Consider the following 13,703-nt stretch of genomic DNA (forward strand, 5'->3'; position numbering starts at 1 on the left):
GAGGTGGCGAGCTGACCCCGCACGCGTCCCAAACCGAGGTCGCGGCGAGCTGAGTCCGGGTGTTTCGCGGGCCGGTCATGGGGTGGCGAGCGCGGCTCTGACCTCCTCCAGGCGGGCGGCGTAGCGGGGCCAGCCGAAGCCCGAGGCGGTGTAGGCGGCGGCCGTCGCCTCCGCCAGCTCCCCGGCCCGCCGCCGGTCCCGGCCCGCGAGCGCCAGCGCCGCCGACACGGCCCGGGCCGCGAGCCAGGGCGTGCTGTGTTCGGCCGACTCGGCGTAGACCTCGTCCAGCAGCGCCGCCGCCTCGCCGAGCTCCTCGCGCCGGATGAGCACGTCGGCCAGGTCGATGTGCGCCATGCTCGCCCCGGAGCCGTCGGTGACCGCGTAGCCGACGGCCGTGCGCATATGGGCTTCCGCCCGGGTCAGCTCCCCCTCGGCCATGGCGACGGCGCCCCTGATCAGCTCGTTGAGCGGGAGGATCTGGCGGTCGTCCAGCCGCGCGGCGTAGTGGTCGGACTCGGTGGCGCACGCCAGCGCCTCCTTGAGGTGGCCCATGCCCAGCAGCGCCTGCGCCTGGTTGCTGAGACCGCGCGCCAGCCCGTGCTCGTCGCCGGTCTCCAGGTCGAAGGCGTTGGCGGTGACGTAGCGCTGGAGAGCCTGCTCGGCATCGCCCGAGTAGAGGTGGAGCGTGCCGAGCGCGTCGGCGAAGGCGGACACCCGCTGCGTGTGGGAGACGCTCTCGGCCAGCTCCAGGCCCTGGAGCAGCGGCGGGAGCGCCTCGCGCAGGCGGCCGCGTTCGATCTCCACGATGCCGCGGTAGTAGAGGACGTTCATGGTCACCATGTCGTCCGACGCGATCTCGGCCAGCTCGGCGGCCCTGGTCAGCAGCTCGGCCGCGGCGTCGAACTTGCCGACCATGGTGGAGACGAAGGCGTGGTCACTCAGCGCGGTCGCCTGTTCGGTCGGCGTACTGCCCGGCGCGTCGGCCAGGGCCGAGAAATGCCGCTCGGCCTCGCCGTACCAGCCGCGGATCAGCCACGGCGTGTGCAGTTCGAGCGCCAGCCGCAGGCCGTCGGCCGCTCGCTCGGTGCCGGGGGCGCGCTCCAGCGCGTCGAGCAGGTTGGGCCACTCCGCGAACACGGCCGACACCTCCTCCGCCGCGAGGAAGTCGGTCGGCGCGCCGAGCCGGCGGACGAACGCCACGCACCAGCCCAGATGGGCGGCCAGCGCGCCCTCCGTCTCCCCTGCGGCGAGCAGCTTCGCCCGCGCGTAGTCGCGTACGGTCTCCAGCAGCCCGAACCGCCGCCCGCCCCCGGACGTCTCCACGGTGACCAGGCTCCGGTCCGCCAGCTCGGCCAGCGCGGGCGCGACGTCCCCGACGGTCACACCCTCTCCAACGGCGTCGCCCGGCACGGCCGGCACGACGTGTTCGGCGGCCTCCAGGTCGAAGCCGCCGCTGAACACCGACACCCGCCGCAGCACCAGCCGTTCCCGCTCGGCCAGCAGGTCGTGGCTCCAGTCGAGGGCGGCGCGCAGGCTCGTGTGCCGGCCACCCGCGGTGCGTCCGCCGCCCACCAGCAGGCGCAGCCGGTCCTCGACCCGTGCGGCCAGTTGCGCCACGGTGAGCGTACGGGTCAGACCGGCGGCCAGCTCGATCCCCAGCGGCAGCCGGTCCACGGCGGCGCAGATCGCCGCGACGGCGGCGGGTTCGGCGCCGACCTGGTCGGGGGCGCATCGCTGGGTGAACAGCGTCGCCGCCGCGTGCGCGGGCAGCGGTCCGACCCGGTTGAGCTCCTCCCCCGCCGCCAGCAGCGGGAGCTGCGAGGTGACCAGCACGGCCAGCCCGTCGGTACGGCCCAGCAGCCCCGTGACCAGCTCGGCCACCTGGTCCACGAGGTGCTCGGCGTTGTCGAGCACCAGCAGCCCGCCGTCCAGGCGCGCGGCCAGCTCCGGCAGGGGATCGTCGGACTCCGACTCCAGCCCCACGGCCGCCGTCACCGCCGCGCGCACCGCCCCCTCCCGGTGTAACGGCGCCAGCTCCACCAGGGTCACCGCCCTGGGCTCCGCCGCCGGGGCCTCGGCCACGGCCTTGGCCGCCTCGATGGCGAGCCGAGACTTGCCGCTGCCCGGCCCGCCTGTGAGCGTGACGAGCCCCGGCCGCGCGAGCCGTCTCACCAGCGCCGCCAGCTCGCCGTCCCGGCCGACGAAGCTCGTCGCGGGGCCCGGCAGGCGTACCCGGGAGCGAACCTGATCCGGGGCGGGCGACTCCACAGGGGGCGGCCCCGGCGACCCGGCCGAGAGCAGGGACGGCTCCGCGACGGAGAGCGGGGACGGCTCCTGCCCGGGTGCGATCACGCCTTGTGCCAGGGCGGTGTTCGTGAGCTGCAGGGACGGATCCTGGCGGAGGATCCGCAGCTCCAGCGCCGCCGTCTCCGGGACCGGGTCGACGCCGAGCGCATCGGCCAGCCTGCGGCGGAGCCTGGCCAGCCGGTCGAGCGCGTCGGCCTGCCTGCCGGTGCGATAGAGGGCCAGCGCGAGCAGGCAGGACACCCGCTCGTGCAGCGGATGCTCGTCCGCCAGCCGCTCCAGCTCCGCGCTCACCTCGGCCGCCGCGCCGAGGGCGAGGTCGGCGGTGAGCCGCTGCACCATCAGGTCCAGCCGCCACGCCTCCAGCCGCTCCCCCTCCAGCTCGGCATAGGGGATCGCCCGCAGATCCGCCAGCGCGCTGCCGCGCCAGAGCCCGAGCGCCTGCGCCGCCGAGCCCCGGGCGCCCGCGTGGTCACCGGACCTGGCCGCCGCGTGCGCACGTTCGGCGGCGGACCGGGCCTTGACCAGGTCGGCGGCGTGGGCGTCGAGCGCGTAGCCGCCGGGCGTCCTGACCAGGGGTGAGGCCTGCCGCGACCGGCCCGGGCCCTGCCCGGGGCCGGCGGGGAGGGCGGCGCGCAGGCGGGAGACGAGGACCCGCAGGCGTTCGGTGGGACGGGCCAGCTCCGCCTCCCCCCACAGGTCGGCGGCCAGCCGCGCGTCGGGAACCGGAGACCCGCCCGCGAGCGCGAGCCGGGTCAGCAGCGCGCGCTCAAGGAGGCGATCCACCACGATCGTCGCGTCTCCGGCACGGACGGTGACCGGTCCGAGCACGAGGACGTCCAGGCCGGGGAGGGAGGGCATGGCGGAATTATCTCAGCGAATTCCGTGAGACGCCCGTGAAACGGGGGTGCAAGGTCATCCGCTCAGGCTGGCCTCATGACACACGACATCACGGACCTGCGAGCCACCGTACAAGGAGAGGTCCTCACCCCGCGGGACGCCGGCTACGAGGACGCCCGGGCCCTGCACAACAGCATGATCAGCCGCAGGCCGGCCGCGATCGTGCGGGTGAGCGGCACCGCCGACGTCGTCAGGACGCTGTCCTACGCACGCGAGCACGCCCTGGAGGTCAGCGTGCGCGGCGGCGGGCACGGGGTGGCCGGGCACGCGCTCGGCGGCGACCTCGTGATCGACCTGTCGGCGCTGCGCGGCGTCACCGTGGACGCGGCCGCCCGGACGGCCGTCGTTCAGGCGGGTGCGATCTGGGGCGAGGTCGACCAGGCCACGCAGGCGCACGGCCTGGCCGTGCCCGGCGGCCGGATCAGCCACACCGGCGTCGCCGGGCTCACCCTCGGGGGCGGCGAGGGCTGGCTGTCCGCGAAGTACGGGCTGAGCTGCGACAACCTGATCGCCGTCGAGCTCGTCACCGCCGACGGCCGGGTGGTCGTCGCCGACGACGAGAGCGAGCCCGAGCTGATGTGGGCGCTGCGCGGCGGGGGCGGCAACTTCGGCGTGGTCACGTCGTTCACCTTCCGGCTGCACCCGCTGGGCCCGCTGGTGCTCGGCGGCATGCTCGGTTACCGGGTGTCCGACGCGCCCGCCGTACTGGAGGCCCTGGACCGGCTGCACTCGGCCGGGCACGACGACTTCGCCCCCGCGGCGGTCTTCCTGACGGCGCCACCGGCGCCGTTCGTGCCCGGGCACGTGGTGGGGCGGCCGATCCTCGCGATCGCACCCGTCTGGCTCGGCGACCCGGAGGCGGGGGCCGAGGTGATCCGGCCGCTGTTCGAGGCGGCGACGCCGCTGTTCGACGCGGTCCAGCCGATGCCGTACCTGGCGCTGCAGTCGATGCTGGACGACGGCTCGCAGCCGGGGCGGCGCAACAGGTGGTCGGCGGAGTTCGTGCCCGGCCTGGAGCCGAGCCTGATCTCCGACCTGCAGGACGCCGCGATCGCCGCGCCGAGCCCGCTGTCGCAGCTGATCGTCTCGCCGCTGCCGGAGGCGGTCAGGACGGCGCCGGACTCCGCCTTCCCCAGCCGCCACGGCGGGCGCTGGCTGGTGCACCCCGTCGGCGTCTGGGTGGATCCCGGCGACGACCCCGCCAACCTCGCCTGGGTGGAGGAGGTGACCTCGGCGATCAGGAAGCACGGGGTCACCGGCTCCTACCTGAACCTGGAGCAGGCCGACGACGACCGGGTGCGCTGGGCGATGGGTGTGCGCAGGTATCGCCGGCTGCAGCAGGTGAAGGCGGCCTGGGACCCCGGCGACGTGTTCCGCCACTGCGCCCACGTCAGTCCCTGAGGAAGTCCCTGAGGAGCCCGGCACCCGCCCGGACGGCGGGCGGGTGCCGGTCACGCTAGGACGGCTGCCTGGCCGCGCGCCACTCCGGCGCGAGCACCGACCAGACCTCCATGTCGTGCCGCTTGCCCCGGTACGGGTAGCTCTCCCGCAGCACGCCGTCCTTGGTCATCCCCAGCCGCCGGGCCACGGCGATGCTGGCCGCGTTCTCCGACGCGACCACCCACTCGATGCGGTGGATGTCCCGTTCCTCGACGGCCCAATCGATGATCACCCGTGCGGCCCTGGACACCAGGCCCTTGCCCGCCGCCGACGGCTCCAGCCAGCAGCCCACCTCCGCGACGCCCGTCAGGACGTCCATCGTGCGGAAGAGCACCCCGCCGACCAGCGTGCCGTCCAACCAGATGCCGTAGATCCGCCCGGTGTCGGTGGCGGCCTTCTCCGCGTATCTCAGGAGCAGGGACCGGCTCGACTCCAGGTCCGTGGCCCTGTCCGCGAACGAGATGAACTGCCCGACGAACTCCCGCGCCCGGTCCATGTGGGCCAGGAACTCCTCGGCCGACCACGGCTCCAGCGGCCGCAGCTCCGCGCCGTCCTCGCCCAGGGATATTGCGAACATCGTTCCCCCCAACGATCGAAAACCAGGCCATATCGCCAGCAGATCCTCTCACGCGGCGCGGCGGGGCAGGTTGGCGATCTTCCCGAACAGCCCAAAACTGTGCATCGTCCCGCACGCCGACCGGCCGGGCCCGGCGGGCGCCCGACGACACTGCTGCCATGGACACGCATGACACCGAGGGCGGCCAGGAGCGGACCGAGTTCGCGGGGGCCGTGTACGGCTCGCTGCTGGCGGCCTCGGTCGTGGCCGGCAGCGCGGTGGACGGCACGCCGGTGTCCGCGGGCGACCTCGTGGTCGTGTTGATCTGCACGGGCGTGGTGTTCTGGCTCGCCCACGTCTACGCCTGGGTGGTGTCCAGCAGAACCCAGCCCCTGACCTGGGAGCGGCTGCGCACGGCCGGCCGACACGACTGGCCGGTGGCGCAGGCCTCGTTCCCCCCTGCCATCGGCGCCGCCTTCGCCTCGTCGCTGGGTCTGTCCGACAAGGCGTCGACCTGGGTGGCGCTGGTCGTCGCCGTGGCGAGCCAGACGGCCTGGGCCGTCGCGGCGGCCGTCACGGCCCGGGCCTCCGCGCGGGTCGTGGCCCTCTCCGGGGCCGCCAACCTCGCGATGGGGCTGGCCATCATCGCGCTCAAGACCCTGGTCGGCTCCCACTGAGGTCTTGACACGGCGCCGCCGATTTGAAAACTTCCTTAACAGATCGGGGTTGACAACGTTGTCATCACTCCTCCTGGGAGACCGCTGTGAGCACCCTCTGGCCTTCCCCGTCCCGTCGTAAACGATCTCTTATGATGGCGGTCTTATGCGCCGTGACCACCCTCGCCCTCGCCGCACCCGCCGCCGCGCTGACCGGCCCGGCCGGCCCTGAGCCCGTGCCCAATCCCGGCCCTTCGGGCACTCCGACCCCCAACCCCTCCTACAGCCCGCCCCCCGGCCCGCAGGCCGCCGAGCCGGCTCCGCCCGCGGCGGAGACGCAGCGGGCGGCGCGGGACGGGCAGGCCCTGGCCCGGGCCGAGGGCGCGGCCTTCGCCTCCTCCTTCGAGCCCGGCGACCCGCAGCCGACGTGGGCCGACACGACAGAGACCGACGCCCGCGGCGTCAAGAAGGCCGCGAACGTCATCGGCACCCTGCCCGGACGCATCGAGGGCAGCATCTCGGACCAGATCGCCCGGTTCAGCGCCAGCGGCGAGAACGCCTCCGGCGGCGAGGGGAAGGAGAACCTGGCCGACGATGACGCGAACACCAAGTGGCTGGTGTTCGCCGGCGCCGGCTGGGCGCAGTACGGCCTGGCCGCCCCGGTCGCGGTCGTGCACTACGCGCTTACCTCCGCCAACGACGCGCCCGAACGCGACCCGCGCGACTGGCAGCTGCAGGGCTCCCAGGACGGGCAGAGCTGGACCACCCTGGACACCCGGACCGGCGAGACGTTCACGGCGCGCTTCCAGCGCAAGGAGTACCGCTTCGCCAACCCGACCGCCTACACCCACTACCGGCTGAACGTCACCCGGATCGGCGGCGGCTCGACCCTGCAGCTGGCCGAGTGGGAGCTGTCGGACGGCCGGACCGGCCCCACGCCGCCCAGCGACATGCGCAGCCAGATCGGCGCGGGGCCGAACGGCGGGTTCGTGTCCAAGCCGCGCGCCGGCTTCTCCGGCCTGCGGGCGTTCCAGTACGCGGGCAGCACCACCGCCGAGACCGGCGGCCACTCCACCAACAAGGTGTTCGAGGTGGACATCCCGGTCACGGCCACGACGGAGCTGTCCTACGTGGTCTTCCCCGAGTTCACCGCGGCCGACCTGCGCTACCCCAGCACGTATGTCTCGGTGGACCTGGCCTTCCGCGACGGTACGTACCTCAGCGACCTCAAGGCCGTCGACCAGCACGGCGTCCGGCTGGCGCCGCGCGCGCAGGGCGAGTCCAAGACCCTGTACGCCGACCAGTGGAACTACAAGCGCGCCCAGATCGGCGAGGTCGCCAAGGGCAAGCGGATCAGCCGCATCCTGGTGGCCTACGACAGCCCGGCAGGGCCCGCCGGGTTCCGCGGGTGGGTGGACGACATCAGGATCGTCTCGGAGCGGAGGCGGCAGCCGTACGAGGGCCGCCCGGCACACGACGATCGCAGCCCTGCCCGGTACGTGATGACCACCCGGGGGACGCACTCCACCGGCGGCTTCTCGCGGGGGAACAACTTCCCGGCCACCGCGGTGCCGCACGGGTTCAACTTCTGGACGCCGATGACCAACGCCGGCTCGACGAGCTGGCTGTACGAGTACCACCGGGCCGGCAACGCCGCCAACCTGCCCGAGATCCAGGCGTTCAGCGCCAGTCACGAGCCCAGCCCGTGGATGGGTGACCGGCAGACGTTCCAGTTCATGCCCTCGGCGGCCGAGGGGGTGCCCAACCCGTCCCGTACCGCCCGCGCGCTGGCCTTCCGCCACGAGCGGGAGGTCGCGCAGCCGCACCTGTACGCGGTCACCTTCGACAACGGGCTCAAGACCGAGATCGCTCCGGCCGACCACGCGGCGCTGGCCCGCTTCACCTTCCCCGGCACCGAGGCCAAGCTGATCTTCGACAACGTGAACAACAGCGGCGGCCTGACCCTGGACCCGGCCGGCGGTGTGGTGACCGGCTACTCCGACGTGCGCAGCGACCTGTCCACCGGGGCCACGCGGATGTTCTACTACGCCGTCTTCGACCGCCCGGTCACCGGCGGCGGCAAGCTGACCGGCCAGGGCCGGGACAACGTGCTCGGCTATCTGTCCTTCGACGCGGGCACGACGAGGACGGTCACCATGCGCATCGCGTCCTCGCTGATCAGCATCGACCAGGCCAGGCACAACCTGGAGCTGGAGATCGCCGCCTCGGACACCCTGGAGACGGTCAGCGAGCGCGCCCGCCGGGCGTGGGACGCCAAGCTGGGCGTCATCGAGGTCGAAGGGGCGAGCCGGGACCAGCTGGTCACGCTGTACTCCAACCTGTACCGGCTGTTCCTCTATCCCAACTCCGGCTTCGAGAACACCGGCACCGCGGCCGCGCCCGTCCACAAGCACGCCGTACAGTCGGCGACCAGCACCCCTCCCAGCACGCCCACCCAGACCGGGGCGCAGGTGGCGGACGGGAAGGTGTACGTCAACAACGGCTTCTGGGACACCTACCGCACCACCTGGCCCGCGTACGCGCTGCTGACGCCGAAGGCGGCCGGGGAGATGATCGACGGGTTCGTGCGGCAGTGCCTGGACGGCGGCTGGATCTCCCGGTGGTCCTCGCCCGGGTACGCCGATCTGATGGTCGGCACCAGCTCCGACGTCGCCTTCGCCGACGCGTACCTGAAGGGGGTGACCGGCTTCGACGCCGTGGCCGCCTACGAGGCCGCGGTCAAGAACGCCACCGTCGCCCCGCCCACCCGGCAGGTGGGCCGCAAGGGCCTGAACACCTCCGTCTTCCTCGGGTACACGAGCGTCCAGTCGACCGGCGAGGCGATGTCGTGGGCGATGGACGGCTACATCAACGACTTCGGGATCGCGAACATGGCCAAGGCGCTGGCCGAGCGATCCACGGGAGCGGAGCGTGCCCGCTACCTGGAGGAGTACGAATATTTCCGGAACAGGGCGCGTAACTACGTCCACCTGTTCGACCCGGCGGTGCGCTTCTTCCAGGGACGGAACGCCGACGGCTCCTTCCGGCTCAAGCCGAGCGCCTACGACCCGCGTACGTGGGGCTTCGACTACACCGAGACCGACGGCTGGAACATGGCCTTCCACGTCCCGCAGGACGGCCGCGGCCTGGCCAACCTGTACGGCGGCGCGGACAAGCTGGCCGCCAAGCTGGACGCGTTCTTCGCCACCCAGGAGACGGCGGCGTTCCCCGGCTCGTACCGGGGGATCATCCACGAGATGCGCGAGGCCCGGGACATCCGGATGGGCCAGTACGGGCACAGCAACCAACCCTCGCACCACATCGCCTACATGTACGACTACGCGGGACAACCGTGGAAGACCCAGGCCAAGGTGCGCGAGGCGCTCTCGCGGCTGTACCTGGGCAGCGAGATCGGCCAGGGCTACCCCGGCGACGAGGACAACGGGGAGATGTCGGCCTGGCAGGTCTTCGGGGCGCTGGGGTTCTACCCGCTGCAGATGGGCAGCCCCTACTACGCGATCGGCTCGCCGCTGTTCAAGAAGGCGACGGTGCACCTGGAGGGCGGCAGGAAGCTGGTGATCAAGGCGCCGGGCAACAGCCCGCGCAACGTCTACGTGCAGGGGCTGACGGTCAACGGCAGGGCGTACGACAAGACGTACCTTCCGCACGAGCTGATCGCCAAGGGCGGCGAGCTGGTGTTCGAGATGGGGCCGAAGCCGTCGCGCTGGGGCACGGGCAGGAACGCCGCCCCGCCCTCGATCACCGACGACGGCGGGATCCCCGCCCCGCTGCACGACCTCACGGGGCCGGGACGCGGCACGGCGTCGGCGGCCGGCGGTGCCGACGTGAGCGCGCTGTTCGACGACGACTCGGCCACCCGGGCGACGCTGCCCGAATGGGTGCGATACACCTTCGACGGCGACCGGGAGGCGCGTTACTACACGCTCACCTCCGGCGCCGGACAGCCTTCCGAGGATCCGTCCGGATGGGTCCTGGAGGGCTCCGCCGACGGCACGTCGTGGAAGGTGCTCGACGAGCGGGCCGGTGAGAGCTTCCCGTGGCGGCTGCAGACCCGTCCGTTCAAGATCGCGCATCCTGGCGCGTACGCCCACTACCGGATCAGGTTCACCGGCGGCACGTCGCTCGCGGAGATCGAGCTGCTCGCCCCCGCGCCGCCCGCCACGTCACCGCTGGTCATCGAGGCCGCCGGGGTCTTCGCCGCTCCTGGGGAGACCGTGACAGTCCCGGTGACCGTGTCCGACCACGCCGACCGGCCCGCCACCGGACGGCTGACCGCGACCGGCCCCGAGGGCTGGACCGTCCAGCCCTCGGGAGGGGTCACCTTCGGTCCCGTCGCGCCGGGCGCGTCCCAGACCGTCACGTTCCAGGTGACGGTGCCGGCGACGGCGGGTCCCGGCAGCCATCCGATCCGGCTCGCCGCGACCTCCGACCAGGGGCCGGCCTCCGAGCAGGTGACGGTCACGGTGGTCGGCGACACCGTGGAGTTCACGCCCGGCACGGCGGCCGAGGAGCCGTGGCTGCTGGAGGCCGACGGGTCCCAGCTCGACGGCGAGGTGTTCGACGGGCGCGCCCGTTTCACCGACGGCGACGGCCACGCCACCTACCGGTTCGAGCTGCCGGCCCAGGTGAGCGGGGGTTCGGTGACGCTGGACATCGGCAACCAGTTCCTGGTGCAGGTCTCGGCCGACAACCGGAGCTGGCGGACCGTGCTGCGGGAGAGCGCCGACGTGCGCGACCTGTCCAACCGCTCGGCGCGCACGCTCGACCTCGACGAGCTGCGGGGCGAGGCCCGTACGTTCTACCTGCGCATCGGGGACAGCCGGCCGGAGAACGGCTGGGGGTCCTGGCTGGCCAGGGTGCGGCTGGACCTGCGGCGCTAGGGGTTGCGGAAGATCACGTCTCCCTGAGGAGGTTTCCAGGCGAAGCCCGCGGCCAGCGCCGAGCCCGTACGCGGCACGGCGACGAGGTCCGTCCATGCGAATCCGGTCGCCGGCGGGGTGACGCTCTGCCGGGTCAGCACGCCGCCGGCGTACCGGAGCGCGTCGATGGACAGGGTGGTGTAGGCGTAGGGGTCCTGGCCGTCCGGGGTCGCGGTGATCGACTGCCGGGTCGTCGCCGCGTAGACGCCGCCCGAGCCGTCGCCGGACAGGGTGGTGACGTGGTCGCCGGGCAGCCGGAGCCGCTCCCACGTCCCGCCGCTCCGGTGCAGCAGGACGGCCCCCGGCTGCGTCCAGTCGCCCTGCTGGAACCCGGCGGCGATCCAGACGTCCCCGTTCGCGGCGGCGAGCACCGCGTCGTAGCGGACCCGTACCGGTCCGTACGCGGGCACGGCCGCCGCGGGCACCGCGACGGCGGGCAGCGCCACCGGGTGCCACGCCTTGCCGTCCCAGCGCATGACGGCGGAGGGACCCCAGCCCCAGATCTCTCCGGGCGTGCGGACGCTGATCTCCCGCAGGGACGCCGGCGCGGGCAGGCTCGTCCAGCGGCCGCCGTGATAGCGCTTGAAGAACACTCCCCGTGTACGGTCGTCGCGGCCCACGACCCAGGCGTGCTCGCCGTCCGGGACGTCCAGATCGGTGATCGTGGTCCGGCCCGACCCCATGAGCCGCCAGCGCCTGCCGTCCCAGCGCGACAGCACCGAGCCGGCGCCGGTGTTCCCCGCGATCCACACGTCGGCCGGGGAGGACGCCTCGATCAGGGAGATCTCACGCAGGGACCCGCCCGGGCCGGCGAACTCCGTCCACTCCCTGCCGTTCCAGTGCCTGATCAACGGCGCGGTGACGGGCGAGCCGGTCCGCGGATCGAGCTGCTTGGTCTCGCGCCGGCCCGCGGCCCAGGCGTCCGCCGGCCCGGTGGCGGCGAGATCCGCGATGTACGTACGGGCTCCGCCGCGGAAGCCGACCTGCCAGCCGGAGTCGGCCTCGACCGGCGTGACCATGGTGAGCGCCGCCAGCACGACGGCCACCGGGATGCGGTACACAGAGGCATGATGGCGCCTGCCCGGGATCCGGCCGGCTGCGCCGAGCTGAACGATTGACGAACTTCACCCCATCCGGGCGGTCAGCGCGCGCAGGCCCGCCAGGACCTCCGCCCCCGTCGGAGCCTGGTCCGGGTCGTTGAGCCACTGCATCATCACGCCCAGCAGCAGCGCGAGGTGCACCGAGCCGACGGTGCGCACCTCGCGCTCGGCGAGGTCCGCCTCGTCGCCGTCCACCAGGTGCGCGGCCATGCCGCGGCGGCCCTCGCGCTGACCGGCCACGAGCTCGTCGCGCAGCTCCGGCGAGTGCTCGGCCTGCACCATGGCCTCCAGATTGGCCAGCCACAGCGTGCGGTGCTCGCCGATCGACGCGATGAGCCGCTCCCAGAGCGCCTCGAAGCGCTCGCCGGGCGCGGCCGCCTCGTCCACGGCGGCCATCGCGGCGCCGATCTGCTCGCCCCACTCCCGCATGGCCTCCACCAGCGCCGCGTTGAGCAGCGCCTCGCGCGAGCCGAAGTGGTAGCCGATCGCGGCCATGCTGACGCCGGCCGCCGCCGAGATGTCGCGGACGGTCGTGCGCGCCCACCCCTTCTCCTCCAGGCAGCGCCGCGCCCCGGCCAGCAAATCCTCCCGGTTTCCCATGGCAGGCAGCCTAGCACGCACGCATGAGACATTTGTCTTGCGCATTTGCCCAAACTCGGCGTACGGTTGCCCCACACCAACCGAGAAGGGAAGTCCCCATGCGGATCCTGATCTCCGGCGGCAGCGTCGCCGGCCCCGCCCTGGCCTACTGGCTGCACCGGCACGGCCACGCGCCCACGATCGTGGAGCGGGCCCCGGTCGTCCGCGGCGGCGGCGCGGCCATCGACTTCCGCGGCAGCGCGCTGGAGGTGCTGGAACGGATGGGCCTGCTGGAGGAGATGCGCCGGCACGAGACGGGGATGACCGGGATGACGCTGGTCGACGACGCCGGCGCGCCCCTGACCGAGCTGCCCGCCACCGCCATCTCCGGCGACCTGGAGGTGCTCAAGTCCGACGTGACGGCCATCCTGTACGAGGCCACCCGCGACACCACCGACTACCTCTTCGACGACACGATCACGGGGCTCGACCAGGACGGCTCCGGCGTCCACGTGACCTTCGAGCGCGCCGGGTCCCGTACGTTCGACCTGGTGATCGGCGCGGACGGGATGCACTCGACCGTGCGCCGGCTCGCCTTCGGCCCCGAGTCCCGCTACGTCCGCCACCTGGGCATCTACGGCGCGCTGTTCACCACGCCCAACCTGTTCGGCCTCGACCGCACGGGCCTGATGCACAACACCAGCGGCCGCAGCGCGCTGGCCTTCGCCGCCCGCGGCAACAGCGAGCTCCGCGTCGGCCTGTCGTTCGGGGCCGACCACCTGGACTACGACCGGCGCGACCGCCGGCAGCAGGAGAAGCTGGTGGCCGAGCACTTCGCCGGCGCGGGCTGGGAGGTGCCCCGGCTGCTGGAGGCCATGAGCGAGGCCGAGGAGTTCTTCTTCGACTCCTCCGGCCAGGTCGTGATGGACTCGTGGTCGGCCGGCCGGGTGGCGCTGGTGGGCGACGCCGCGTACTGCGCGGCGCCCACCTCCGGCCGCGGCACCTCGCAGGCGTTGATCGGCGCGTACGTGCTGGCCGGCGAGCTGGCGGAGGCCCCGGACCACGCCACCGCCTTCGCCGCGTACGAGGGCCGGCTGCGCGACTACGTCGAGCGCAACCAGCTGCACGGCCGGGCCGCGGCCCGCTGGTTCCTCCAGCCGCCCACCGAGCCCCCGGTCGAGGTGGCCGAGGACGTCGTGCCGCTCAAGGACTACACCGTGGGATGAAG

The 13,703-nt window shown here is 73.2% G+C and carries 8 protein-coding genes; 4 read left to right on the forward strand and 4 right to left on the reverse strand.

Annotated elements, in window-relative coordinates:
- Positions 1 to 75 precede the first annotated feature (75 nt).
- A complete protein-coding gene (locus AB0J87_RS52865; RefSeq protein WP_363980980.1) occupies positions 76 to 3,165 on the reverse strand; it encodes a BTAD domain-containing putative transcriptional regulator in 3,090 nt (1,029 codons plus the stop codon).
- Positions 3,166 to 3,240: 75 nt separating this feature from the next.
- Here AB0J87_RS52865 and AB0J87_RS52870 point away from each other — a divergent pair, with 75 nt between their 5' ends.
- On the forward strand, positions 3,241 to 4,605 hold the full coding sequence (locus AB0J87_RS52870; RefSeq protein ID WP_355200107.1) for an FAD-binding oxidoreductase: 1,365 nt from the start codon (positions 3,241 to 3,243) through the stop codon (positions 4,603 to 4,605).
- Positions 4,606 to 4,660: 55 nt separating this feature from the next.
- Here AB0J87_RS52870 and AB0J87_RS52875 read toward each other — a convergent pair whose 3' ends face one another.
- On the reverse strand, positions 4,661 to 5,221 hold the full coding sequence (locus tag AB0J87_RS52875) for a GNAT family protein (protein ID WP_363980984.1): 561 nt from the start codon (positions 5,219 to 5,221) through the stop codon (positions 4,661 to 4,663).
- A gap of 158 nt (positions 5,222 to 5,379) precedes the next feature.
- Between AB0J87_RS52875 and AB0J87_RS52880 the strand changes: the two genes are divergently transcribed.
- Positions 5,380 to 5,877, forward strand: coding sequence for a hypothetical protein (locus AB0J87_RS52880; RefSeq protein ID WP_350731730.1), 498 nt, complete (start codon positions 5,380 to 5,382; stop codon positions 5,875 to 5,877).
- 152 nt (positions 5,878 to 6,029) lie between these two features.
- Positions 6,030 to 10,757 carry a GH92 family glycosyl hydrolase gene (locus tag AB0J87_RS52885; protein WP_363980989.1) on the forward strand — a complete coding sequence of 1,576 codons (4,728 nt, stop codon included), beginning with the start codon at positions 6,030 to 6,032 and terminating at the stop codon, positions 10,755 to 10,757.
- Here the strand turns inward: AB0J87_RS52885 and AB0J87_RS52890 are convergent.
- Together AB0J87_RS52890 and AB0J87_RS52895 are read right to left on the reverse strand one after the other, a co-directional pair.
- Entirely contained in the window at positions 10,754 to 11,857 is a 1,104-nt protein-coding gene (locus tag AB0J87_RS52890; RefSeq protein ID WP_363980992.1) for a hypothetical protein, read from the reverse strand. The two genes, AB0J87_RS52885 and AB0J87_RS52890, sit on opposite strands and share 4 nt — an antisense overlap.
- Positions 11,858 to 11,920: 63 nt before the next feature.
- The gene (locus AB0J87_RS52895) at positions 11,921 to 12,496 is read right to left on the reverse strand and encodes a helix-turn-helix domain-containing protein (protein ID WP_350731735.1); all 576 of its coding nucleotides are present in this window, start codon (positions 12,494 to 12,496) and stop codon (positions 11,921 to 11,923) included.
- Positions 12,497 to 12,594: 98 nt separating this feature from the next.
- Between AB0J87_RS52895 and AB0J87_RS52900 the strand changes: the two genes are divergently transcribed.
- A complete protein-coding gene (locus tag AB0J87_RS52900; RefSeq protein WP_363980996.1) occupies positions 12,595 to 13,701 on the forward strand; it encodes an FAD-dependent monooxygenase in 1,107 nt (368 codons plus the stop codon).
- The last annotated feature ends 2 nt before the right edge of the window (positions 13,702 to 13,703 follow it).

Source organism: Nonomuraea sp. NPDC049625 (genome assembly GCF_040675285.1).
GTDB lineage: Bacteria > Actinomycetota > Actinomycetes > Streptosporangiales > Streptosporangiaceae > Nonomuraea > Nonomuraea angiospora_A.

Bases quoted from the DNA above. Each gene is read 5' to 3' on its own strand.
- AB0J87_RS52865 (WP_363980980.1), bottom strand. From the start codon at position 3,165: ATGCCCTCCCTCCCCGGCCTGGACGTCCTCGTGCTCGGACCGGTCACC.
- AB0J87_RS52870 (WP_355200107.1), top strand. From the start codon at position 3,241: ATGACACACGACATCACGGACCTGCGAGCCACCGTACAAGGAGAGGTC.
- AB0J87_RS52875 (WP_363980984.1), bottom strand. From the start codon at position 5,221: ATGTTCGCAATATCCCTGGGCGAGGACGGCGCGGAGCTGCGGCCGCTG.
- AB0J87_RS52880 (WP_350731730.1), top strand. From the start codon at position 5,380: ATGGACACGCATGACACCGAGGGCGGCCAGGAGCGGACCGAGTTCGCG.
- AB0J87_RS52895 (WP_350731735.1), bottom strand. From the start codon at position 12,496: ATGGGAAACCGGGAGGATTTGCTGGCCGGGGCGCGGCGCTGCCTGGAG.
- AB0J87_RS52900 (WP_363980996.1), top strand. From the start codon at position 12,595: ATGCGGATCCTGATCTCCGGCGGCAGCGTCGCCGGCCCCGCCCTGGCC.